The sequence below is a fragment of the Streptomyces sp. NPDC002004 genome (genome assembly GCF_053593975.1).
Genome location: NZ_JBSFDP010000019.1, coordinates 1 through 23,919 on the forward strand (window position 1 = coordinate 1; position 23,919 = coordinate 23,919).

General features: G+C 72.8%; 19 protein-coding genes. 7 read left to right on the plus strand and 12 right to left on the minus strand.

Going from position 1 to position 23,919, the window contains the following annotated elements:
* Positions 1-169: 169 nt before the first annotated feature.
* On the plus strand, positions 170-1,318 hold the full coding sequence (locus ACWCP6_RS24470) for a winged helix DNA-binding domain-containing protein (protein ID WP_450934667.1): 1,149 nt from the start codon (positions 170-172) through the stop codon (positions 1,316-1,318).
* A 210-nt stretch (positions 1,319-1,528) separates the two neighbouring features.
* Here the strand turns inward: ACWCP6_RS24470 and ACWCP6_RS24475 are convergent, their stop codons facing one another.
* Positions 1,529-2,470: a TIGR01777 family oxidoreductase gene (locus ACWCP6_RS24475; protein WP_450934668.1), complete on the minus strand. Its 942-nt coding sequence runs from the start codon at positions 2,468-2,470 to the stop codon at positions 1,529-1,531.
* A 178-nt stretch (positions 2,471-2,648) separates the two neighbouring features.
* Between ACWCP6_RS24475 and ACWCP6_RS24480 the strand changes: the two genes are divergently transcribed.
* Positions 2,649-3,149, plus strand: a complete 501-nt coding sequence (locus ACWCP6_RS24480) for a hypothetical protein (RefSeq protein ID WP_450934669.1) — start codon at positions 2,649-2,651, stop codon at positions 3,147-3,149.
* A 268-nt stretch (positions 3,150-3,417) separates the two neighbouring features.
* Here the strand turns inward: ACWCP6_RS24480 and ACWCP6_RS24485 are convergent, their stop codons facing one another.
* Positions 3,418-4,992 (minus strand): hypothetical protein, encoded by a 1,575-nt coding sequence (locus tag ACWCP6_RS24485; RefSeq protein ID WP_450934670.1) that lies wholly within the window; start codon positions 4,990-4,992, stop codon positions 3,418-3,420.
* A 223-nt stretch (positions 4,993-5,215) separates the two neighbouring features.
* Between ACWCP6_RS24485 and ACWCP6_RS24490 the strand changes: the two genes are divergently transcribed.
* The 5 genes from ACWCP6_RS24490 (at position 5,216) to ACWCP6_RS24510 (ending at position 13,408) form a co-directional block, all read left to right on the plus strand.
* Positions 5,216-8,641 (plus strand): hypothetical protein, encoded by a 3,426-nt coding sequence (locus ACWCP6_RS24490; protein WP_450934671.1) that lies wholly within the window; start codon positions 5,216-5,218, stop codon positions 8,639-8,641.
* Positions 8,638-10,266, plus strand: a complete 1,629-nt coding sequence (locus tag ACWCP6_RS24495; RefSeq protein WP_450934672.1) for a hypothetical protein — start codon at positions 8,638-8,640, stop codon at positions 10,264-10,266. The genes ACWCP6_RS24490 and ACWCP6_RS24495 overlap by 4 nt, the downstream gene beginning before the upstream one ends.
* A gap of 131 nt (positions 10,267-10,397) precedes the next feature.
* Positions 10,398-11,444 (plus strand): hypothetical protein, encoded by a 1,047-nt coding sequence (locus tag ACWCP6_RS24500; protein WP_450934673.1) that lies wholly within the window; start codon positions 10,398-10,400, stop codon positions 11,442-11,444.
* Positions 11,441-12,805, plus strand: coding sequence for a hypothetical protein (locus ACWCP6_RS24505; RefSeq protein ID WP_450934674.1), 1,365 nt, complete (start codon positions 11,441-11,443; stop codon positions 12,803-12,805). The genes ACWCP6_RS24500 and ACWCP6_RS24505 overlap by 4 nt, the downstream gene beginning before the upstream one ends.
* A 9-nt stretch (positions 12,806-12,814) precedes the next feature.
* Complete coding sequence (locus tag ACWCP6_RS24510) at positions 12,815-13,408, plus strand: SLATT domain-containing protein (RefSeq protein ID WP_450934675.1); 594 nt, start codon at positions 12,815-12,817, stop codon at positions 13,406-13,408.
* Between the two features lie 178 nt (positions 13,409-13,586).
* On the opposite strand, the gene ACWCP6_RS24515 is transcribed toward ACWCP6_RS24510, so the two are convergent.
* The 10 genes from ACWCP6_RS24515 to ACWCP6_RS24560 form a co-directional block, all read right to left on the minus strand.
* The gene (locus tag ACWCP6_RS24515) at positions 13,587-14,225 is read right to left on the minus strand and encodes an HAD family hydrolase (protein WP_450934676.1); all 639 of its coding nucleotides are present in this window, start codon (positions 14,223-14,225) and stop codon (positions 13,587-13,589) included.
* 257 nt (positions 14,226-14,482) lie between these two features.
* Positions 14,483-15,169, minus strand: coding sequence for a trimeric intracellular cation channel family protein (locus ACWCP6_RS24520; RefSeq protein ID WP_450934677.1), 687 nt, complete (start codon positions 15,167-15,169; stop codon positions 14,483-14,485).
* Positions 15,170-15,493: 324 nt separating this feature from the next.
* On the minus strand, positions 15,494-16,147 hold the full coding sequence (locus tag ACWCP6_RS24525) for a TetR/AcrR family transcriptional regulator (RefSeq protein ID WP_450934678.1): 654 nt from the start codon (positions 16,145-16,147) through the stop codon (positions 15,494-15,496).
* 6 nt (positions 16,148-16,153) lie between these two features.
* The gene (locus ACWCP6_RS24530; protein ID WP_450934679.1) at positions 16,154-17,056 is read right to left on the minus strand and encodes a 3-hydroxybutyryl-CoA dehydrogenase; all 903 of its coding nucleotides are present in this window, start codon (positions 17,054-17,056) and stop codon (positions 16,154-16,156) included.
* Positions 17,057-17,202: 146 nt separating this feature from the next.
* Entirely contained in the window at positions 17,203-18,378 is a 1,176-nt protein-coding gene (locus ACWCP6_RS24535) for an acyl-CoA dehydrogenase family protein (protein ID WP_450934680.1), read from the minus strand.
* A 79-nt stretch (positions 18,379-18,457) separates the two neighbouring features.
* Entirely contained in the window at positions 18,458-19,630 is a 1,173-nt protein-coding gene (locus ACWCP6_RS24540; RefSeq protein ID WP_450934681.1) for an acyl-CoA dehydrogenase family protein, read from the minus strand.
* A 41-nt stretch (positions 19,631-19,671) separates the two neighbouring features.
* Positions 19,672-21,735, minus strand: coding sequence for an acetate--CoA ligase family protein (locus ACWCP6_RS24545; protein WP_450934682.1), 2,064 nt, complete (start codon positions 21,733-21,735; stop codon positions 19,672-19,674).
* Positions 21,735-21,926: a ferredoxin gene (locus ACWCP6_RS24550; protein WP_450934683.1), complete on the minus strand. Its 192-nt coding sequence runs from the start codon at positions 21,924-21,926 to the stop codon at positions 21,735-21,737. Before ACWCP6_RS24550 ends, ACWCP6_RS24545 begins: the two co-directional genes overlap by 1 nt.
* Before the next feature lie 148 nt (positions 21,927-22,074).
* On the minus strand, positions 22,075-23,307 hold the full coding sequence (locus ACWCP6_RS24555) for an NADH-ubiquinone oxidoreductase-F iron-sulfur binding region domain-containing protein (protein WP_450934684.1): 1,233 nt from the start codon (positions 23,305-23,307) through the stop codon (positions 22,075-22,077).
* Positions 23,304-23,708 (minus strand): hypothetical protein, encoded by a 405-nt coding sequence (locus ACWCP6_RS24560; RefSeq protein ID WP_450934685.1) that lies wholly within the window; start codon positions 23,706-23,708, stop codon positions 23,304-23,306. The genes ACWCP6_RS24555 and ACWCP6_RS24560 overlap by 4 nt, the downstream gene beginning before the upstream one ends.
* Positions 23,709-23,919 lie beyond the last annotated feature (211 nt).

Below are 23,919 nucleotides of genomic sequence, written 5' to 3' on the forward strand. Positions count from 1 at the left end.
CAACGTCAACTCCGCCTACTGACCCACGGGCACACCCACCGCACGCACAAGGACCGGTACCGACAGCAACAACGCTGCCGGCACCGGTCCTTCGGTTTCGCTCCAGGTGGCAGTGCGGTGGTCGCCCACGCTGGCGGTCCGCGGTCGGCGCGCGGCAGAATCCTCGGTCGTGGAGATCACTGCGCGGGAACTCAACCGGGCCACGCTCAGCCGGCAGATGCTGCTGCGGCGGGAGTCGCTGGGCGTCGCCGACGCGGTGCGCCGGGTGGTGGCACTCCAGGCGCAACAGGCGGCGTCGCCGTATCTCGCGCTGTGGAACCGGCTCACCGGCTTCGAACCGGCAGAACTGGACGCCGCCTTCACCGGCGGCGATGTCGTCAAGGCGACCCTGATGCGGATCACGCTGCACGCGGTGCACGCCGACGACCACCAGGTGTTCCGCGAGGCGATGCAGCCCACGCTGTACGCCTCCAGGCTCGGACACCGCTTCGCCGCGGCGGGGCTCACCCCTCAGGACGCCGGCGCGCTGGTTCCGCAGCTGCTGGAGTTCGCCGACCGGCCACGCACCGCTGCCGAGATGGAGGGATGGCTCGAGCAGCGGGTCGGCCCCGGGAAGAAGGCCGGGGCGTGGTGGGGCCTGCGGTCGTATGCGCCGCTGGTGCACGCGCCGGTCGGCGAACCGTGGTCCTTCGGCACCCGGCCGTCGTATGTCGCGGCGGGAACGGGACCCGTGCCCACGGGGAAGGAGGCGGAACCAGGGGCGCTGCAGGCTCTCGTGCTGCGTTATCTGCGAGGGTTCGGGCCCGCGTCGGTGGCGGACGTGGCGCAGTTCGCCATGGTGCAACGGGCCCCCGTCCGCGAGGCGTTGCGTGCGCTCGACGGTGCCGTCCAGCGACTCCGGGGGCCCGACGGCACGACACTCTTCGACGTCCCCGGCGCCGCGCGCCCTCCCGAGGACACTCCGGCTCCCCCGCGGCTGATGGCGATGTGGGACAGCGTCCTGCTTGCCCATGCGGACCGCGGCCGGCTGATCCCTGCGGCGTACCGTCCCCTGGTGACCCGCAACAACGGCGACGTGCTGCCGACCTTGCTGGTCGACGGCTACGTGGCCGGCGTGTGGCGCCCGGCGGTCGGCGGCATCGAGGCGACGGCCTTCCACGACCTGTCGCCCGAGGCGTGGGACGGCCTCGCCGCCGAGGCCCGCTCCCTGACCGCGCTGCTCGCGGACCGCGAACCGCAGGTCTACGGCCGGTACGGCCACTGGTGGGCCAAGCTCCCCGAAGCCCGGACAAGGATTCTCCCGGGCCCGGAGCTCTGAGGGCGTACCGTCACTCGCCTGTCGCCCACGCGGTGGGCGGAGGGGAGTTCGGCGGCAGGCCCCGGAGCCGTTCGCCGGTTCGCCCCCGTGGCCCGGACGACGGCCGCTGCGCGCCCCTCCGACGTCGCGCGGCGGATCCCGTCCGCCGAACCGCCGTCGAGACCGGCGGCGGCACGAGGTCCCCGGGTCGACGGGGCACTCGGTGAGCCCTCAGCGGTTGCGGACCCGCCGTACGAGGTCGTCGGCGGCCTCCGGCCAGTGGGGGTGGTCGAATACGAAGCCCGCTTCGAGCAGTCGGCCGGGCACGACACGACGGCTCTTCAGCAGGAGTTCGGTGTCCGAGCGCAGCGCGAAGGCGCCGAGCTCGGCCATCCACTTGGTTGCGGGCAGACCCACCGGGATCCCCCACGCGGCGCGCAGCGCGCGCATGAGCGAGCGCTGCGGGAGGGGAGCGGGGGCGGCGAGGTTCACCGGTCCGGTGAGGTCGCCGCGGTCGACCAGGAACTCGACCGCACGGACGAAGTCGCGGTCGTGGATCCAGGACACGTACTGTGCGCCGCCCGCGACCGGCCCGCCGAGGCCGAGGCGCGCGAGCCGCAGCAGGACGTCGAGGACACCGCCCCGGTCGGGGCTCATGACCATGGCGCTGCGCAGCGCCACCTTGCGGGTGTGCAGGGTGTCTGCGAGCTCCTGCTCCCGCTCCCAGGCCTTGGCGATCTCGACGCTGTAGGCCCAGTAGTCAGGGACGCCGGGTTCGGATCCGCCGATCCGGCCGGTCGACTCGTCATTGGGTGCGTCGAAGCGGTGAGCGTAGAGGGTGGCCGTGCTCATCTGCAACCAGACGCGGGGCGGTACGGCGGCAGCGGCGATCGCCTTGCCCACGACCCGGGCGGAGTTCACACGCGAGTCCATCATGGCCTGCAGATGGGCGGCCGTGTACCGGCAGCTGACGCTCCGACCGGCCAGGTTGACCACGACGTCGCTGCCCTCGATCGCCTCCGCCCAGGGCCCCAGGGTCTCCCCGTCCCAGAGCACTTCACCCCGGCGCGCCGGCCGTCTCGTCAGCACCACGACCTCATGCCCCGCGCCGCTCAGCGCACGGTTCAGGATCGTACCCACCTGCCCGGTACCCCCGGGTATCACGATTTTCATGGGGTTTCCCCTCTGTGTGGGGACGACCCTAGCCGATGAATTGAACGCGTTCAAAACTGCTCGGGCAGTCGCAGCACGGCCGGCGAAGCGGAGGCAGAAGCACTGGATTGCGCCACGGGTGGCGTGTTGGGCGGACCCACCGCCGGGGGCGTCAGGTGGTGCTGGCACACTGCCCGGTATGAGTCTGCTGACGCCCGCCCGCGCCCTCACTCTGGTCACCAGTGGTCTGACCTGTCTGACGACCGCGGCGGGCGGGCTGGCCGGGGCGCTCCTCGGAAGCTGGGACGGGGCCCTCGTCGGGGCCGCCTGCACCGGCATGGTGAGTGCGGCCGCTGCCGTCCTCGTACGCAGGCGCGCCCTGGTCAAGTTCGCCCTGGCGCAGGAGGCGGCGCGGAAGCGGGGCTACGCCGAAGCCATCGCGCAGGGTGTGCTCATCCAGGTGGTCACCTACCAGGCCGCGGTCTTCCCCCACTCCGGTCCCGGGGCGGTCACGGACGAGGAGCGGGCGGCGCGGCGCATGATCGCCTACCGTATGGCGGCGCTGGACGACGTACCGCGTGCCGTGCGGGAAGCGGCGGCCACCGCGCTGGCCATGATCGACGAGGTGGACCGCAGGCGCACCGAGGACGCCGTGACGGAGCTCGCCGTGGCCGTGCACGACCACACGCTGGAGCGCTGAGTCGCATCCCGACGCCTGCCCCGGCCAGGGCAGGCGCACAGCAGGAACAGCATGGTGCCGATGCCGCGCGGCCGAACTCCGCGGCGGCCGGCGAGCTTTCGGGGCTTGCACCCACGGGCCCGGATGGTGCGGGTGTCGGTCGGCGACGCCCGCGCCGGGACCCGGGGGTGGGCGGCCGCCCTCTGAGGAACGGCGGTTCACACCATCGGGCCGCCCGTACCACGGGCCTGACGGTCCGACAGGAACCGCCCGCACCGGTGGACCGGCGTCACTCGCCGGCGTCGACACACCGCACGTCACTGGACGGCGTCCGGCAGAGGATGCCCTGACTCGTACCGCCCAGGGTGAGGCTGATCGCGCTGTAGGGCTCCCTGGTCATCGTGACCCGGGCGCCGGCCCTGAGCTTCCGGTCGGGGGCGTTCGAGGTGACGATCTCACCGTGGAGTGCACCCTTGGACGCCTCCCGCACCTTTCCGGTGATGTGCCCGCCCCACGTGGTGCCGCTGTCGCACGGGGGAGCGCTGTCCGAGCAGTCCCGCATGAGCCGGTACTGGTAGGTGAAGCGGCCGTCGGAGGACACCTTCAACGTCGAGCGGGCCCAGCTCCAGGAGCCCTGGAAGGCGCGCAGGCCACCGGGCGGGACGGCCACCGGGTGCCCGTCGGGGTGCCCCACCCACAGGTGGGTGCGGGCACTTTGCGTGTCGCCCGCGGAGGGTTCGACCCCGACCACCACGAAGGTGCCCTCGTGCTCGGTGGCGGCGCTCAGACCGACGGCCGGGGTGAACCCGTGCGTGGCCCCCTTGAGCCGCGTCCACCGGACCCCGTCGGAGGAACTCCAGGCGGCGGCCTCGCTACGCACCGGGCTCTGCAGGGAACCGACCGCCAGGTAGCCGCCGTTCACGGTGTCCACCCGGGCGACGTCCGGGACGCCCTCCCGGCCTGCGGTCAGGGTGGGTCCCTGCTTCCAGCCCGTGGCGCCACGGTGCCAGATGCGCGGCGACCCGCCCTTCGCGCCCGTCGCGGAGCCCTGTCCGGTGGCGGAGGTGACCAGGACGGGCTGGGCGTCCGCCGATGCGGCGCCGGTGACGGGTTGTTCCCGACGGGGAGCCCCCTCACTGCGCCAGTGGGTGCCGTCGGTCGACGTGAGCAGCAGCGTGGGACCGGCGCCCAGGGCGTCGGCGCAGGTGGCCCAGACCGTGAATCCCCGGTCGTCGGCGAAGGCTCCGGCCACAGGCGGCCGGTCGGTCCACTGGGGGCATGCCACCCGTTGCGGGTTTCCGAAGGCCCCGTCGCGCGGCGACGTCCAGATGCGCAGACTGCGTCCCCGGTGTCTGTCGGCGGACCCGTCGAAGGGGCCACCGTCGTGACCGACCACGACCGAGCCCTTCGGTCCGTCGGCGGCCGCCAGCACCACGTCCGAGGCGACCCCGCCCTTCAGCGCCTCGAAACGGCTCCAGCTCCGCCCGCCCCGGTACCGCAGCACCACGGGTGAGGTCTCGCTGTAGTCCTGCCGCGTACCCGCCGCCAGCACGGAGCCGTCGTACGCGGACAGCGTCTGGACGGAGACCCGCCCGTCGTGCGGAGTGGCGGGCTTCCACACGGCCCCGTCGCCGGACCGGAGAACGTGGCCGTCCGCGCCCAGCAGGAGGAATCCGTCCGCGGCGGCGACCACGGTGCGCGGCTGGAATCGATAGAAGTCCGCCGCCAGGTCTGTGACGGGTATGTGCTGCCACTGCACGCGCGCCGGATCGGCTGCGGGCCGGTCGCCGCCGCCCTGACAGGCCGGCACCAGGGCCGCCAGGGCCAGGAGGACCAGAAATCGTGAAGCGAGGCGGGATGGCATGAGGTCGCGGTCCTTCCTTGCCGTCGTACCTGGCCGCCCGGCGGCCGCATCTCCGCCAGGGGCCACGCAAGGATGCCAGAGCCGCAGACCGAAGAGGGACGGAATGCGCTGTTCCGCACCTACTGGGATCCCGCAGGCGAATTCGGCCGTTCTTCCGCCTTCATCCGGCCGAACCTGTCACCATGGGCCACCCGTCCCGCACCGAGCGCTCTGGAACGCCGCCGTGGCCGAAGACCCCCTTGCGTCGATACGCACCTTGCTGACCGACTTACCGGATCAACTCGACGACGACCTGCTGGCCCGGCTCGACGGGCACGAGCAACCCGTGTGGGCCCTGCTCAAGGAACTGGTGGCAACCGATGACGAGTCGGCTCTGCGCCGCCTGCTGAACGACCGGACTCCGCTGCACGAACTCCTGGAGGAGCGGGCCCACTACACGCAGCTGACCGAACCCGCGGAACCGCCCTACCACCCGGACGAACCCTCGGTGGTCCACGCCCTGCGCTCCTGTGCCGCCCTGGGGCTGGCGCTGGTCGGCGACGCCGAATCGGCGGCCGAACGGCTGCGGGAGGGCATGTCCTGGCTGCCGCGCAGCCGTTCCGCCACATCCACGACGGCCGCCGACAGCTGGTCGCCGCCCGACACACGGCACGGGGAGCGCCTGCGGACCCTGCTGGCCCCGCATCTCACCGATCCCGTCGGGGGCTTCCTGGCCGCAGTGCTGCCGGCCCTCGACGGTGCCCCCGTGCCCACCGGCAGCAGCCCCCGGATGACCGTGCTCGTGGACACGGGGGCGTACGGCATGCGGCTGACCCTCGAGCTCACCCTGGTCTCCGACGGGCCCTCCTGCCTGGTGCCGAACCCCCATCTGATGATGGGGTTCCTGGGGGACGACCGTTTCCAGCGGGCACTCCAGGCGGCGTGGCAGGGGCGCCCTTCAGCCCTGAACGGCACGGTGATGTGGTCGCTCTGCAACGCCGACGGACCGGTGAGCCAGGTCTTCGACGGCTCGCTGAGCGCCGCGTTCGCCGTGCTGCTGACCGAGCTCGACCGGACACGAAGCGGACTGCGCAGGTTCGTTCGGGTACGCCGGATCAACCCCGACACCGCCGTCGTGGGCCGGGTGTCGGAGGAGAGTCCGGGATCGGTACTGTCCGTGGCCGGCTACGACAGCAAGTTGCCCGAGGCGCTTGCGGACAGCCGGGTCATCGTGCCGCGGGCCGACGAGGACGAGGCACGGAGGGTCTTCGGGGAGAACCCGGATGCGCCCGAGATCGTGGCGGTGGAAACCGTCCAGCAGGCGGCCCGCCAGGCACGACGCACCGACGGCAGGGTGGTCGTCCGTATGGTGGGGTCACTTCTCGTGCTCAGCCTGCTGGTGCTCGGCGGGCTGTGGGGAGCCGCCGTGTTCGACGGGGAGGCGCAGCAGCGCAAGGCGGTGGCCGCCGACCTGGCGGCGCAGGCCAACACCCTCAAGTCGACCGACCCCCGCGCGGCCGGGCTGATCGCCCTCGCGGGGTACGAGATCGACCCGGAGAACAAGCGTGCCGTCGAGGCGATGCGCGAGGTGCTGGAGACCAACCGCAACACGGTCCGCAGCTGGGTGGCGGGCCGGACGCTCGTGGACGCCCTGGCCGTCGACAAGAGCGGCCGACGCGCCTACACCTCGGGCGACGACGAGATGACGACCGTCTGGGACATCCGTACCGGGCGTCGGCTCGCCCGGATGAAGGGTCTGGCGGCACAGCTCGTGCGGGAGGACACCACCGGAATCCTGGCCGCTCACGACGGTCGTGACATCACGCTCTACGACGCGACCGGTGATGTTCCCGAACGACTGGCCCGCATGCCTGCTCCAGGGTGCGTGGGGCGGTACAGCGAGATCGTCTCCATGGGCTTCACCGACAAGGGGTCCACACTCACCGCCCTGTGGGACGACGGGGGCATCGAATCGGTGGACACGGTCAGCCACACGGTGACCGCCTGTCTTCAGGTGCGGAACCTCACCCGCTCCGACCAACTGCCCTCGGGCACCCGGGGGCGACTCGTGATCGGCGCGTCCGTCGTACCCGACGCCGTCGCCCCGACCGCGGACGGGAAGCCCGGCCACGACGAGGCGGTGCTGCTCCTCAGCAACAACGTGGTGCTCGCCGTGGACCTGCGCAAGGACGCGGCCCGGACGATCGTCAAGGACGGGGACGTCCCCGGCGACGTCTCGGCGGTGGCGGCCTCCGGGGACCACCTGCTCCTGGCGACCGGCAACGGGGTGGCCCTCTGGGACCGCAGCACCCGCGCGATCGTCGCCAATCCGCTCGGCGGGATCGCGATGAAGCCGACGTCGATGACCCTCTACAGCGGGCAGGCACTCCTCACGGGCACGGACGGCACCGCCCTGGTGCCGCTCTCCGGAGACAGCTCCGCCATCGGCGGCGGCACACCCCGGCCCCTCTCCCGCCCCGTCGGCGCCCCCGCGCTGGCGGCCGTGCGCGCCGGTGACGGCAACGTCGTCACGGTGGGCAACGACGCCCGGGTGACCGTACTGTCCGACACCCCCGTGCAGTTGGCCCTGCCTCCCGCCAAGCCCTCCACCGGCGCGTACTTCGGGCGTGGACACACCCTGCTGCTCAGCGACTTCTTCAACGACACCTCGTACGGCACCTACACCATCCGCGTGGACCGACCGCCGAGGACCGGCCGGGCATCGGGGTCGGACTACCCGGTCGTCCGCAACTTCGAGGCCTCCGCCGCGTACCTCGGCGACCTGTCGATGTCCGACGCATTCGTCGCGGCCGCCGGCCAGGTGGGCGGCCGCGGCACCGCACGGGTGTGGAAGCGGGACGGCACGTTCGTCGAGGACCTGCAACTGCCGGGCCAGGACGACCCCGCCCAGGAGGGGACCAAGCGCCTCATCACCCGGGTCGCCTTCACGGACAGCGGTCCCGGTCTCCTGGTGGCACGGCACATCTCGGGCCGGGTGGGGATCTGGTCCACCCGGGACTGGGATCTGCGGGGCACCGTGAAACTGCGCCCCGGAACCGCAGCCATGGCCCTGCACGGACGGCGCGGTGTCTTCGTCGAGGGCGACGGCAGAAGCGCCCGGCTCGTCCAGGTCGACCTCGACACCCGCAAGGTGCTGCGCCGCGTACCCGCACCGTCCGTCTACCGGTTGTCCTACTCGTCCGACGGCTCGAAGCTGGCCGCACTCGCCTGGGGCAACAAGGTGCAGCTGCTGAACGGGTCGGACCTGACTCCCGTGCGGCCGGCGCTCCAGCTGCCGAAGGGAGACATCGCGGGCGACATGGCCCTCTCCCCCGACGGCGGGCGGGTGGCGATGGCCCTGAAGGACCAGGTGCTCGTCTACACCCTCGACACCGGGCTGCCGGCCGCGCCCCCGCTGAACGACGTCGGCGGCAACCGGATCGCCGACCTGTCCTGGTCGCACGACGGCGCCTATCTCGCGGGCGCCACCCTGATGCCGGTGCGCGATCTGAAACGCCCCGGCCCCGTGGACATCTGGAAGATGAAGGACGCGCCATGGCAGCAGCAGATGTGCAAGTGGGCGGGCGGCGGCCTGACGCGCGCCGAGTGGAAGCAGTACGTGGACCCCTCCGAGAGTTACGTCGACATCTGCCGACAGGACGCACCGTGACCGGCCGCGCCGCTCGCGTCCGGGCTGCCCTCACCGTGCTGACGGCGCTCGCCCTGCTCCTCACCGCATGCAGCACGTCCCACGACGGCAAGGACGGCGCAGGTTCCGCGGGAGGGAAGGCGGACCGGCACGCCCCGGTGCTGGCGTTCGTCCGCCCGCGCCAAGGTGCGGTGATGCTCGCGGACGCACACGGCCGTACCTGGCAGGGAGCACGGCCGGGCGCTCCGGTCGGCGAGCTGCGCTGGTCCCCGGACGGATCCGTGCTCGCCTGGCTCGACGCGGACACCTCGTCGGCCGAGGGCCGGCGACTGCACCTCCTCGGTATCCGGTCCGGTCGTGAACGGAGGATGCCCTGCCCCTGCCAGGGGCTCGGATTCCTCGGCGACGACGTGGCGACCCTGTCGGCCGGCGGGGAAGCACTGCTGCTCTTCCCGCCCACGGGCGCCCCCAAGCGTGTCGCGCTGAGCAGGCATCTCGCGGACTACTCGAAGGTCGCCGCCGGCGGACCGGACCGCGTGGCCGTGATGGCACCCCTTCCGGAGACCGTGGCGGGCCGCGGCCAGAACGAGCTGCTCACCGTCGGGCGCGACGGAACCGTTCGCCACGCGCTGCCGGACCACCCGCCGGTCTCCTTCATCTCGGGCCTCGAAAGCCCCTCGCAGGACGGCCTGGTATGGACTTCGATCGACACGGGCGGGGCCTGCTGGAACCTCAGTGACGTGCACTTCTTCGGCTACCGCGACGCGGCGCATCGCGTCACGCGCCGTCCGCACGACGCCGTGTTCGCCCGGACCCTGCTCGCCCCCAGCTACTCGGTCTCCCAGCCCGCGTGGGCAGGGAAGGGGATCACCCTGACCTTCGGCCCTGCCATCGGCTGCCACGTCGCCTTCCCGGCCCGGTACGTCTCGTACTACCTGGAGAACGGCACATGGCGGTACCTGGGGTCCGGCATGCTCGCCGTCGGCTTCGGCGCCGACGGCAGGGCCGCCCGGCTGACGGTGGCGGGCCTGCCCAGGTCGTACAACGGGGACGGCCCCGCGCCGGACCTCGTGGGCGACCTCCGGTACACCGACGCCTCCGGTACCGAGAAGACCATCGCCCGTCAGGTGTCCGCCTTCGCCTTCACCCCGCGGGAGAGCGGCGCCGCGCCTCCTCCCAAGGCAGCTGCCCCGCCCCGGCCGCCCACGGTGGCGCAGGTGGACGACCGGGGTGGCTCCCTTCCCGAACCGGTGCGCGCGCTGGCCGAACGCATCCGGAAGGCCGCGGCGGCCGGCGACACGGCGACGCTGCGCTCGCTCTGCGCTCCCTGCGACGACGCGTGGCACTCCAGGATCACCACCGCCGACGGGCGCAGGGACCTCGCCCGGCTGATGCTCAGTCACCCGGCCCGTGCCGACGACGGCTTCGTCTTCCCGGGACTCGCCGTGCACCAGTGCAACGACGCACCGGCGCAGGACACCTCGTGCACCGCGGACCAGATCCAGGACGTCGCGCTGGCGCACATCCCCTCCGACGTCGACCTGGACCATCAGGGATCGCTGTACAAGACGGACCGGGGCAAGTCCGTCCAGCTGCGGGTACGCCCCGGCGGGACGGCCCGATGGGTCGGGGGGTACGACCAGTGACCGATGTCCTGCCGCACGGAAAGCCGGCGTCGTGCACCTGCGGGCACCCCTGTGAGGACCCGGCCGACGGACCCGCTGGGCCCGCTGCCGCACCGCCTGTCGAGGAGCGTCGCACCCCCGACGGACCGGTCATGGCCGGTGACCACGTGCAGGGAGAGCGTGTGCTGGGATTCGCCTTCGTCCCGCCGGAGCGGACCGCATCCGCCGCCGACGACCGACTGCTGGTCGAGGGCGACGACGACGCCCACCGTCCCCCGGACCGGACCGTGCCCACTGCACCCGACCGCGCCCCCCTGGACGAACGGCTGCCGCATCAGCGGCTCCCGGAGGGCACGGTGCTGCCGGCAGCCCGTGTCCGCCGCTGTCTGCCCACCGCCATGGCCGGGTTGCTGGCGGACCGTGACGCGCGGTGGTCCGGCGCCTTCGACCTGGTGCACGACAGTGTGCGCGGGGCGGGGCACGAACTGTGGATCAGCGGAGGAGCCACCCGCGAACTCGTCTCCGGCCGGGGACCCGAAGCCGTCCGCGACCTGGACCTGGCCGGTACGGCGCCTGCGGGCCGCTTCACCGAACTGGCCCGGCAGGGGCTGAGCAGGGACGGCCGCACCTACGAGTGCCCCGTCACGGTCAGTCCCGACAGCCTCGTCTGCACCGTGGAGGCCCCGGACAGGTCGTCTCCGGACCTGATGGAGTACCGCGGGCTCGGCGTCGGCGGCTTCGGTTTCCCGGCCACCGGCAGCGACATCGTCGCGGACGGCCTGCAACGGGACTTCACCGTCAACAGCCTCCTCTACGATCCCCGACGTCACCTGGTGATCGACTCCACCGGTCACGGGCTGGACCACGTGCGGCGGAAGAAGCTCAGGCTGATGGCGGTCGAGACGCCGCAGGCCCCCCTGGTGCACGCGGCGCTCGTGCTGCGCGCGCTCAAGTTCCTGCTGCGCTGGCTGCCCGAGGACCGTGTCGACCGCGCCGGGCTGGACGACTGGACGGACCGGCTTCCCGCGGACCTCGCGGACCGGGTCGGCGCGCAGGGTGATGAGGCCTGGACCGAGGTGAGCGGACTGCATGCCGAATGCGTGGCGGATGTGCCCGCCGACCGCCAGCTGGACGCCGTACGGCTTCTGGGTCCGGCGGCCGAGGGGTTGCTGCGGGCACTCCTGGAGGAGCGGGGATGACGGAACCGTATGTGTCCCCGCACCGGCCGATCGCCCGCTGGGTCGCCCGGGTCACCGACCCACCGGACGGTGCCGACGTGTCCGGCGGGCAGGTCGTCACGGGTCTCGTCAACGACGGCGCCGAGCGCTCCGACGCCCGTGCCCTGCGGGTGTTCACGGAAGGCGGCTGGCTCCGGCTGAGTGTCCCCGCGGCCCGGCCCGGTGCGCGGGCCACCCCGGTACTGGCGCTGCACCACCCCACGCGGGACAGGACCTACGTGGAACTCGACGACTACGGCAACCCCATCGCGGCCGACCAGCGGGGAGCCGCGCTGGTCTCGATGTTCGAGGAGCAGTGGCACACGCCCCCAGGCCGGGACGACGTCATGACGGCGCTCGGCGCGCAGAGCCTGGAGCTGCGCCACTTCCTGCTGCACCGGCTGAACGCCGAGACGGACCCGCCCCCGGCGCTGTTCCACGTCCTGCCCTGGCACGACTACGACGCCGTCGTGCACGCGCTCCTGACCGGTCTCGACGGCACCGGGGGCACCCCGTCGCCGCCGGAGCTGCGGCACTGGTTCACCCCTGCGGGTATCGGGCTGGCCGGACCGCTGTGCGTACTGGAGAGCGGTCTGCGGCACGGCCGCGACCCGTCCGTACTGGCCGGTGAGGCCAGGTCGCTGCTCACAGCGCTCCTGACGGCCGATCACCGGAGGATTCCCTCCGCCACCGCAGGGCTGCTGGCGGATCTCGTCGAACGCCTCGCCCTGCGCAACCGGTTGCTGCTGCACAGCGCCCGCGTGATCGCAGCCCGGTTCCGCAGCGGTGTGACCGCCACCCGGCAGGTGTCCTTCTCCGTCCGTCTGCACTCGCGGCTTCCCATGCTGGGCAGTGAGGCGGGTCGCACGCGGACACACAAGGAGACCTACGAGGACGACCGTTTCTCGACCCGGATCTGGATGTCGGCGGCCGGGCAGCTGAGGGTCACCGTCCGGGTGCCGGACCTGCCGGCGGCGGAGGCGGGCGCCTGGGCGGACCCGGACGGCCCCCTGGCGATGCCCGTCCTCCTCCAACCGGAGCGGCGCACGGGCCGGCGCTACTGGGTACCGCTGAAGGCCCGGGGCGGCGCACTGGAAGGTGTGCTCGACGTGCGCTTTCCGCAGGGGCGGTTCCGCGTCGACGCCGACGGGCCGCCGCTGCCGGTCACCGCTCTCGACTCCGTGCCGCCCCGGCAGCTGCTCACCTCGCTGCGTGCCTGCACGCTTCCCGCGCTGCTGCTGTGGCGGGAGGGGGCCGCGGCCCTGCCCGCCGCTCACGCGGTGCGTGTGGCCCTGGAGTTGCTGGAGCAGGAACGCTCCCCGGCGACGCGGGACGACGGGTAGGGTCCGGTCGTGGTGGACCGGCAGCCGACCCGTGGACCCGATCGGCACGACGCGATCGCCGACGAATTCTGGCGTCTGGAAGAGAGCGCGATGTACAGCGCCCAGACGCAGTTCGAGGAGGCCAAGCACTGGCGCGGCGTCAATCTGCTGCTCGGCGTGCCGACCAGCCTCCTCGCGGCCGTCGCGGGCACGACGGCTCTCGTCGAATCGACCGGCCGGGTCACCGCGGGCATCCTCGCGTTGATATCCGCCGGGCTGGGTGCCGTGCTCACCACCGTGAACGCGCCCCAGCGCATGACGCAGGCCCTCGGCTGCGCCAACGCCTATCTGGAGGTGCAGACGGCCGCCCGGCAGGCCCGGACGGTGGACCTGGCCGGGTGGACCCTGGACGAGGCCCGGGCGAGGCTCACCGAGCTCACCGCCCGCCGTGACGAACAGAACCGCACCGCCGATCCCCCCAGCCGCCGGGCCTACCGCCGCGCCCAGGCCAATATCGCCCGGGGCAGTCAGACCTACTCCGCCGACCGGCGATCCGCACCGTCGCCCCCGGCCGGGCCGAGTGGTGGCGGTCCCGTACGGCGCGAGCCGACGACAGATGGCTGACGGCAGAGGGCTGGCGAAGCCGGGCTGACGGCGGACGGAGCTCCCGGGGGCGCATGGCGAGCGGCTTCCGGCAGGGGTGAGACCTGCAGAGCTACACGGCGTTGCGTCCATGTGGTGCCGGGCGCGACCCCGGTGACCGCAGGGTGTCCCTGCCGCTGCGGAAGGCGCCGGGCACGGCTCACCCGGGTGTGGCCGGCCCCGGTGTCGGCCGCGCAGGGGCCAGATGGCTCATGATGCGTGCGACGGTGCGCGGGGTGTCCTCGAACAAATGGCCCTGCATTCCGGCCTCTTGAGCCGCCCGTACATTGACCAGGACGTCGTCGACGAAGAGACAGTCCCGCGGGCTCACCTCCATCCTGGCGCACACGGCGTCGAAGGCACGCCGATCAGGCTTTCCCACGCCGATCTCGTGCGAGTAGACGATGTGTTCCACCAGCTCGTCGAAGCGGTACAGCGCCGTCTCCCGCTCCCGGGCCCCGACGAAGCTGTTGCTGAGGATGCCCAGCCTGCACTTCCCCCGCAGACTCCGCACATGTGCGATGAGCTCCTCGTTCGGCGTGCCCAGGTACTGCGTCCACAGGTCGGACATGAAGGCGTCGGCCTCGGCGGCGTCGAGACCCAGCCGGGCCGCGACCTGCTCGTGCACCTCGCGCTCACCGATGGTCCCGACGCTCCCGGCCCGCCACACGTCGCGCATGCGCTCGTCGACGGTGCCCGGCGCCAACTGGAGGCGCTCCTCCCAGTGTTGCTCCCATCCCGTACCGGGAGTCATCTCCAGCACGCCACCGATGTCGAGAATGACGCAGGGTGCGTACATCCGTGTTCCCCCTTCTCCCTCACGGCCGCCCACGGCGCGCGGACACGCTTCAGTGCGGTGCGGTGCGATGCCGTGCAGTGCCGTGTTCCGTGCACCCACTGTCGGCCGCCTCCCGGGGCGAGGACGAGAGTTCTCCGGACTTGTGACAGTCCTGTCGACGGCACGGTCGCGGGACACCCCGAGATCCTGCCCGGCCGACAGGGACAAGGTGCGATGGCCGAGCGGCTCGCGCGAGGGTGACCGCTCCCCCGCGGAACTCACTCGGCGGCCTCCCGCTGCTTCGGGCGGGGCGCGGGGATCTGCTTACTCTTCCAGGCCAGCGGGCCGCGCCATCCGTACCGCAGTGCGAGCAGCCGCAGCCCGAACGTGGCCAGCATGGCGGCGCCGCTGCTGATCGGGCCCAGCTGGCCGAAGTGCAGGAGAGTCGCCACCGTGCCCGCGCCGAGCACGGACGGCAGGGCGTACATCTCGCGGTCGCGCCGCAGCAGTGACGGGATCTCCATGGCCAGCAGGTCCCGGAGGACGCCGCCGCCCACGGCGGTCGCGACGCCGATGGCCGCGGCGTGGAAGGGTTCGATCCCCCACACCGCGGCCTTCACCGTGCCCGACACGCTGAACAGGCCGAGTCCCGCCGCGTCGACGGCCTGGACCGCCCCGCCGATCCGGTTGAACGCGGGATGCAGGAAGAACACCAGGCCGCCGGCGATGAGCGGGGTGACGAAGTAGCCCGTGCTCGTGAGGGCGGCCGGTGGCACGTCGCCGATGACGAGATCCCGGAAGATGCCGCCGCCGAGCGCGGTGATCTCGGCGAGCGCCATGATGCCGAAGACGTCGAACCGCATGCGAACGGCCACGAGGGCGCCGGTGACGGCGAAGATGAAGATGCCCGAGAGGTCCGCCACCGTGTGCACCGAGTGATCGAAGATCTCGTATTCGTGCGACATTCCGAATGTCTTCCTGGCGGGGAGGTGCGGCGGCTCCGCCATTGCGGCGATCCTCGGACACGCCGCCGCGCCCTGCCCCGCCCCGGGTCCGCCACCTCGGTGCAGGACTCGTCTCCGCGGCCCGGGACACGGAGCGGCGGCGTTGCTCGGGCCCGATGAGGTTCCCCCGGCGCGAAGGCCCCGGGCGGACAGGGGGTGGCTGCGCAGCGCAGGCGCCGCTGGTGCCGGCGCCGCATGCCACCGCCGCCTCTGCCGGGTGGCGGAAGGTACGGCACCCCGATGCGGCACCCCGCCGCGTCCCGCCGGTGGGCGGCCGTCGGCCGCTCAGGCCTCCGGAATCGTCCTGGACACACCCAGCGCCTCGGCGATCGGGCGCCAGACGGCCGCCAGGGCGCGGTCCATGGAGACGGTGGGATCGCCCAGCATCAGACGGATGCCGTAGCCGTCACTGAGGGCGAGCACCTGAGTGCTGAGCTCGTCGACCTCGGTCGGTTCGAATTCACCGGAGGCGATTCCCCTGTTGATCACTCCCGCGACCCACTCGTGGAGCTGGGCGTACAGGTCGACCGCGAAGCCCCGCGTGGTCTCGTCGCGCAGCGACCGCACCCACAGCTCCTGCCACAGCCGCCAGTCCTGGTGGAGTTCCGGGTCCGTGGGGAGCAGGTTGCGCACGATGCGGGCGAGCACGACGGCGGCGGGCACGCTCTCCGCGTCGCGGTCCAGGTCGACCGCGGAGTTGGCGAAGGAATGGGTCATCGCCTCGGTGAAGAGCTTCTCGCGGGTGTCGAAGTGGTAGTGCAGCAGCGCCGTGGACACCCCGGCACGCTCGGCGACCATGCGCATCCGGATCTTCTCGAAGCCGATCTCGGCGATGACCTCGCACGCGGCGGACAGGATGCGCTCACGGGTCTCCACCGTGCGCCCCTTGGTCTCCACGCTGTGACCCCCCACGTTCGTCTGCCGGTGTGTCGTGACCATCTTCTCTCACCGCCGTGCGGCCCGCGGGGCCGCCTCGCCCGGTGTGCTTTTCACATACGTGTGGAAGCCCCGTCCCGACTTCCGGCCGAGCAGTCCGGCCTCGACCATCCGTGCCAGCAGGGGCGGCGGCGAGTAGAGCGGCTCCTTGAATTCGGCGTACAGGGACTCGGCGATGGCACGTGTGGTGTCCAGGCCGATCAGATCGGTCAGGGCGAGCGGTCCGAGCGGGTGGGCGCAGCCCAGGACCATGCCGCGGTCGATGTCCTCCGCCGAGGCCACACCGGCTTCGACCATGCGCACGGCGGCGAGGAGATACGGGACGAGCAGTGCGTTGACGACAAAGCCGGCCCGGTCCGGGGCTCGGACCACTTCCTTGCCGAGTGTGCCGGCGGTGAAGGCCTCGGCCCGGTCGAGGGTGTCGGCCGATGTGAGCAGCGACGGTACGAGCTCCACCAGCTGCAGCACCGGGACCGGGTTGAAGAAGTGCACCCCCACGACCCGGTCGGGCCGCAAGGTGGCGGCCGCGATACGGATGACGGGGATCGAAGAGGTGTTGGTGGCCAGGATGGTGTCGTCGCCGGTGAGCACGGAGTCGAGCCGGGCGAAGACGTCGAGCTTGACGCGTTCCTCCTCGGCGACGGCTTCGACGACCAGGTCCCGGTCGTGCAGTGCGGCGAGGTCGTCGACGACGGTGATCAGGGCCAGGGCGTCGTCACGCCCGTCGGGGGTGAGCCGGCCGCGTGCGGTGGCGCGGTCCAGGGACCGGGCGATCCGGTCCCGTCCCGCGCGTGCCGCGTTCGCGTCGCGCTCCGCGACGGTCACCGGGAGTCCGGCACGTGCGCAGACCTCGGCGATGCCCGCGCCCATGAGGCCGCAGCCCACGACTCCGACGCGTTCGATGTCGCCCATCGGTTCTCCTTCCTGCCGTTGACCGTGCGGTGTCGCACCGCTCGCGGTGCGGTGCTCCGGGAAGGTCCAGCCTGCACGGTGCTCCCGGGGACCGAGGGTGTGCCTGCCCCCGGGAGCGGGTGGTGCCCGGAGCGGGCCTTTCCGGGTCAGTGCGCTGTGGGCAGTTCGAGGACTCCGGTACCGCGCTTGATCAGTTCGTTGGCGATGATCAGCCGCTGGATCTCGGAGGTGCCCTCCCAGATGCGGTCCACCCGCAGCTCCCGGTAGAGCCGTTCCACGGCGTACGAGCGGTCGTAGCCGCGCCCGCCGAAGATCTGCAGGCACCGGTCGATCACCCGGCCCGAAGCCTCGCTCGCGGCGAGCTTGGCGATGGACGCCTTGGCGTGCAGGGTCTTGCGGTTGTCGGGTGCCGCCTGGTCGACCTCCCACGCCACCTGGTGGGTGTAGGCGCGGTTGACCGCGATGTCGACGGCGCAGTCGGCGAGCATGCCCTGGATCAGCTGGTAGCTGGCGATGGGGGCGCCGAACTGCTCGCGTTCCACGGCCCAGTCCCGGGCGAGCTCCAGGGCCCGCTCGGCCGCGCCGATGGTACGCGCGGCGATCATCAGGCGTTCCTCGGTGAACCACGAGCGCGTGATGTCGTAGCCTTCGCCGATCCCGCCGAGTACGGCGTCCTCGCCCACCTCGACGTCGGTGAAGGTGAACTCGGGGTGCTCGTAGACGAAGGTGTGCATGAAGCGGGGCACCCGTGTCATCTCGATGCCGGGGGTGTCCTTGTCGACGAGGAACAGCGTCGGGGCGCGCTCCGGCCCCGCCGCGGCGAGGACGATCATGAAGTCGGCGTGGTCGCCGACGGTCACGAACCACTTCTCACCGTTGAGCACCCAGCCGTCGCCGTTCCTCGTGGCCGTGGTGGCCAGGTTCTGCGGGTCGGACCCGGCACCTGGTTCGGTGACGGCGTAGCAGTCGCGGCGCTGCCCGTTGATCACGGGGACGAGGTAGCGCTCGCGCTGCTCCGGTGTGCAGAAGCGCAGCGCGTTGGCGGGCCGCCACACCATGTCCCACAGGGCGCCGGTGAGACGTCCCAGCTCCTCCTGCACGGTGGCCTGCTCGGCGATGGTGAGGCCGGCGCCGCCCCACTCGGCGGGCATGTTGACGGCCTGGAGCCCGGAGTCGAGGACCGCGTCGCGGATCTTGGCGTGCGCGCTCTCGGGCAGGCCGTTGTTCTCCTCGCATTCGAGTTCGTAGCGCGTGATGAATTCGGTGAGCTCGCGAGCGTCGGCCTTGAGCTGTGCCTGGCGTGCGGTCAGACGGAAGTCCATGGAGTTCCTCACTGCTGGGTGGGGCGGGTGGCGGCCCGGGAGGGGAGTCGGCCCCGGGCCGGGGACGGGGGTGCGCCGTTCAGTGGGTGGGCAGGGCCAGGGCCCGGGTGCCGCGCTTGATGAGCTCGTTGGCGATGATCAGCCGCTGGATCTCGGAGGTGCCCTCCCAGATGCGGTCCACCCGCAGCTCCCGGTACATGCGCTCGACGGGGTAGGAGCGGTCGTAGCCGCGGCCGCCATGGATCTGCAGGCACCGGTCGATGACCCGCCCGGCCGCTTCGCTGGCGGCGAGCTTGGCTGTGGACGCCTTGGCGTGCAGGGTCTTGCGGTCGGTGCCCGGCTGGTCGGCCTCCCAGGCGACCTGGTGGGTGTACGCGCGGTTGACCGCGATGTCGACGGCGCAGTCGGCGAGCATGCCCTGGATCAGCTGGTATCCGGCGATGGGGGCACCGAACTGCTCCCGGCCGATGGCCCAGTCCCGGGCGAGCTCCAGGGCCCGCTCGGCCGCGCCGACGGTGCGGGCCGCGATCATGAGCCGTTCGTCGGTGAACCACTCCTTGGTCAGCTCGTAGCCCTGTCCGACGCCGCCGAGCACGTCCTCGTCCGCGACGAAGACGTCGGTGAACGTGAACTCGGGGTGCCCGTTGACGGCGGAGTGCATGAAGTGCGGCACCCGGGTCATCTCCACACCGGGGGCGGCCTTGTCCACGAAGAACAGCGTGGGCAGCCGGTCGGGGCCCGCGTCCGCCTGGACCAGCAGGAAGTCGGCGATGTCGCCGCAGGTGACGAACCACTTCTCGCCGTTGAGCAGCCAGCCGCCGTCGGTACGGGTGGCGGTGGAGGTGCCGGAGGACGGGTCGGACCCGGCGCCCGGCTCGGTCACGGCGAACGCGTCGAACTTCTCGCCCCGGAGCACCGGCAGCAGGTACTTCTCGCGCTGTCGCCCGTCCCCGTAGGCCAGGACGTTGGCGGGCCGCCAGGGTATGTCCCACAGACAGTTGGTGACCTTGCCGAACTCCTCCTCGACGATGACCTGGTCGAGGAGGCTCAGCCCGGCGCCGCCCCACTCGGCGGGCATGTTGATGGCGTAGACACCGGCGTCCATCGCGGCGCGGGTCAGTTCGGACACGGTCTGCCGCGGGAGGGGGCCGCCGGCCTGCTCGGACTCGTCCTCGTAGCGCATGAGGAGCCGGGCGTACGCGGCCGCGCGCCGCTTCAGGTCGGCCTGTTCGGGGGTGTAGCGCATGTCCATGGAGACCTCTTCGGTACGGGTTCGGGCTGCGGGTGCGGTGGTCAGGCGAGGACGGCGCGGGAGTCCAGCGCAAGGACTCCGGCGGGCCGGACGAGGAGCGGGTTGACCTCCAGTTCTGCTATCTCGGGGTGGGCGGCGGCGAAGGCGGTGATGCGTTCGACGGCCTCGGCGGCCGCGGTGACGTCCACGGCCGGGCGGCCCCGGACCCCGTCGAGCAGCGGGGCGGTGCGCAGCCCGCGCAGCAGCCGGAGCGCGTGGTCGGCGGGTACGGGGGCCAGGGCGAAGGCGACGTCCCGCAGGGCCTCGGCGAGGATGCCACCGAGTCCGACCATGGCCACGGGTCCGAAGCGCGGGTCCCGGTTGACGCCGACGATCAGCTCGATGCCGTCGGAGAGGTCGGCCATGGCTTCCACGGAGTAGGAGGGCGCGCCGAGTCTGCTGTGCATCTCGCGGTGGGCGGCGAGCAGTTCGTCGGGTCCGGCGAGGCCCAGGGCCACTCCCCCGGCGTCCGACTTGTGCAGCAGGTGCAGGGCCTTGAGCACATAGGGGCCGGTGATCTCGGCGGCGGCGGCCCGCAGTTCGTCCTCGTCGTGGATCTCGCGCGCGGCCGGGAAGGGGATGCCGACGGCCTCCAGTGCCCTGCGGGTCCGGAGATAGCCGGTACGCGTCATGGGCACGGCGGCCCGCGGGAGCGGCGCGACGCCGGCCGGCAGCCGGTCGGGGCCGGCTCCGGCGAGGGCGGCGAGTGCTCGGGCGGCGTCCTCCGTCGCCCCGAAGACGGGGATGCCGGCCGCGGTGAGGGTGCGGCAGCTGGGCGAGTCCGGGTACATCGACTGGAGGACCAGCGGTTTGGCCCCCGCCCGGTGCAGGGCGACGATGGCGTGGGCCGCCTCCTGCTCACCGCGGGCCAGGGTCGCGCCGCCCCCGCCGAGGCCGCCCTGCGCGGCCGCGTAGCCACCGAAGTAGCCGGTCATCAGGACGGCGTCGGTCTCCTCGGCCTCCAGCAGCGCGGCGACGGTCCCTGCGTACGAGGCGGGGTCCTGTTCGCCCATGCCGGCCAGGTCGACGGGGTTGCCGAGGGCGGACTGCTCCCAGAGCACGTCCCGCAGCCGGTCGCGGGTGTCCGGGGCGAGTTCGGGCACCTCCAGACCCGCGGACTCGACGGCGTCGGCGGCGATGACGCCGTGGCCGCCGCCGTCGGTGAGCACCGCGACCCTGCGGCCGGCGGCGCGGCGTTCCTGGGCCAGGGCGGCGAGGACGACGGTGAGTTCGCGTGTGGTGGCGACGAGTTCGACTCCGGCGTCCCGGCAGGCCGCGCTGACGACGTCGGCGGAGGTGGTGAGGGCTCCGGTGTGCGACTGGGCGCTGCGTGCCGATGCGTCGCCGCGTCCGGCGGTCAGCAGCACCACCGGCTTTCCCGCGACGGCGGCGGCTTCGGCGAAGGCGCGGCCGTCGCCGAAGTCCTCGGCGTAGACGGCGATGGCGCTGGTGCCTTCGTGGCGGGCGCAGTCGGCGAGGAGGTCGACGAGGGTGACGTCGGCCTGGTTGCCGAGCGAGACGAACCGGGAGAAGCCGAGGCGGTGCGGTCCGAAGCGGAGCTGGAGCTCGAGGGCGAGGTTGCCGCTCTGGCTGAGCAGCGCGATCCCGCCGGGGGTGAAGGTGTCGGAGGCGAGGAAGAGGTCGGTGGTGTTGTCGGCGATGCCCAGGCAGTTGGGGCCGACCATCACGGCGCCTGCGGAGCGGACGCGTTCGGCGACGGCGCGCTGGCGTTCGCGTCCCGTGGCGCCGGTCTCGGCGAAGCCGGCCGTGATGGCGACGATCGCGCGGGCCCCGCACTCCAGTGCCTCGTCGACGGCGGCCTCGAACCCGGCGGCGGGCACGGAGACGACGGCGAGGTCGACGGGTTCGCCGATCGCGCGGAGGCTGGTGGCGGCCGTGCGGCCCAGGACGGTGCCCCCGCGCCGGTTGACGAGGTGGACGGGGCGTCGGTGGTCCGCCCGTACGGCCTGGGCGGCGATGGCGTGGCCGTACTTGGCGGGGTCGTCGCTCGCTCCGACGACTGCCACGGACACCGGGTCGAAGAGCGCAGTCAGGTCACGTCCCATCACTTCACCAGCCGCAGCGCCGAGTTGGGGCAGGCGGCGACGGCCTCGGCGGCTGCCTGCTCCGAGCCCTCGGGCACGGTGGTCTCGATCGGATGGGCGTAGCCCCATTCGTCGATGTCGATGAGTTCGGGGGCGGGTTCCTGGCACAGCCCGTAGCCCTGGCAGCGGGTGGAGTCCAGCAGCAGTTTCATGGCGGGGGTCCTTTCGGGGAGCGGGCGGTGACGGCCGGCCGGAGGGGGACGGCGACGGTGGGGCGGCTTCCGTCGCAGGTGGTGCGGAGTCGGCGACCCCGGAGGCGTGGGGCGGGGCGGGGACCGGGGGTCGCGTGGCGGTGCGGGGTCAGGGGACGGCGACCGTGAGGCGGCCACCGTCGTGGGGCGGTGCGGCCACGCAGGCGGGGCAGGCGGTGCCCCGGTGGTCGCGGACCCGGTCCGGGAAGTGTGTGAGGAGGGTGGAAACGATGCGTGCCGCGGCGTCGAGGAGGCCGCAGGCGCCCCGGCCGGGCAGCTGGGCCGACCAGCGCAGCAGTTTGGCGCTGTCCTCGTCGTCGGAGTCGCCTCGGGCCACCGCGCCGAGGGTCACGGCCAGCGCGCGGGTGCCGGAGACGCAGACGCCGCACTGGCGGGCGCTCTGCGCCGCGAGGTATCCGGTCGCGTCGGCGGCGATGGCGACCGGGCAGTCGTCGGGGTGCAGGAAGTGCAGGGCACCGCAGCCCAACGCTCCTCCGGCGGCCACGAGTTCGTCGTGGTCGAGCCGCAGGTCGGTCCAGCCGTCGCCGTGGAGTCCGCCGAACATGCCGCCGAGGAGAACCGCCGGTGCCCTGCCGTGGCCGCGGAGATCGGCGAGGGTCTTGAGGTGGGTGCCCGCGGGGGCTTCGACGAGGACCGGGTCGCTTCCGGGGCCGGCGACGGTGACGAGGTGGGTGCCGGCCACGGTGGCGGCGGCGTCGGGGTGCGAGGCGATCAGGGCGATGCGGCCCAGCGTCTCCACATTGGCGACGAGGGTGGGTGCGCCGCCGACGCCGCGCTCGAAGGGGCGTGGGGGTTTGGCGGTGGGCAGCGCGGGACCGCCGTCGATACGCCGCACCACGGCGCTCTCCTCCCCGGCCACGTAGGTGTGCTCGGTGCGCACGACCTCGACGGGGACCTCGGGGGGCCGCTCGGTGAGGGCTCGGCGTACGGCCTGCTCGGCGGCCGGGTCGGCGAGGTAGACGTAGCCACGGTGGGCGCCGGTGAGCGCCGCCGCGAGCCGCAGGCCGTCCAGGACGAGGTGCGGCCGGTGGCGCAGCAGCCAGCGGTCCTTGACGGAGCCGGGTTCGCCCTCCTCGCCGTTGGCGACGACCACTTTCTCTCCGCGGGCGTCCCGCACGGTGCGGAGCTTGACCGCGGCGGGGAATCCGGCGCCGCCACGGCCGCGCAGTACGGCGGTGGCGATTGCGTCGAGCAGCCGGCCGGGAGAGGCGGGGGCGTATCCGCCGGCCGCCCGGTAGCGGGCGAGGTCCTCCCCGCCGGGCGGCTGCGGGACGAGGACGGGGGGCTGTCCCTGACGGGTCAGGGAGAGGATGCCGGTCATGCGGCGGCTCCCTTGTCGGTGCGGGTCCGGAGCCGGAGCACCGCTTGTTCCAGTGCCTGTCGCTGTGGGGCGGCGCGCTCGTATCCGGCCCCGGGCAGGCCGATGAGCATCCGGTGGTGGTCGAGGACGACCTCGCCCGCCACCAGCGCCGCCCGTGGGTCGGCGGAGGCGGTTCCTTCGGCGGTGCCGACGACCAGGGCGGTGACTTCACGGAGGTAGCCGAGCCAGCTGCGCTGGGTGCCGCGCAGGATCAGGCCTTCGACCCTGCGTCGTTCCGCCGTGGTCAGCGCCGCCAGGGAGTGGCCGTCCGTGCGGGGGCGCAAGGCGGCCACCGCGGCGGGCAGCTCACGTTCGGGCTCGGGGGTGAGGCCGAGCCAGACGAGGCTTCGACGACCGCTCATGCGTGCCTCCGGGTGGGCGGGGACATCCGTCCCCCTGGGTCCGGGGGCGGGGTGTGGCGCGGTGAAAGGGGAAGCGGGGGCGGGGCGGCGGATGCTCCGGCGGCCGGCGCGGCGCGGGCGGAGTTCCGCGGGGCGCGGACCGGTCTCGCTGCGGTCCGCGCGGACCTGTGAGGACGGGGCCGGCTCCGGGTGGGGCTCCGGCCTGCTCGTG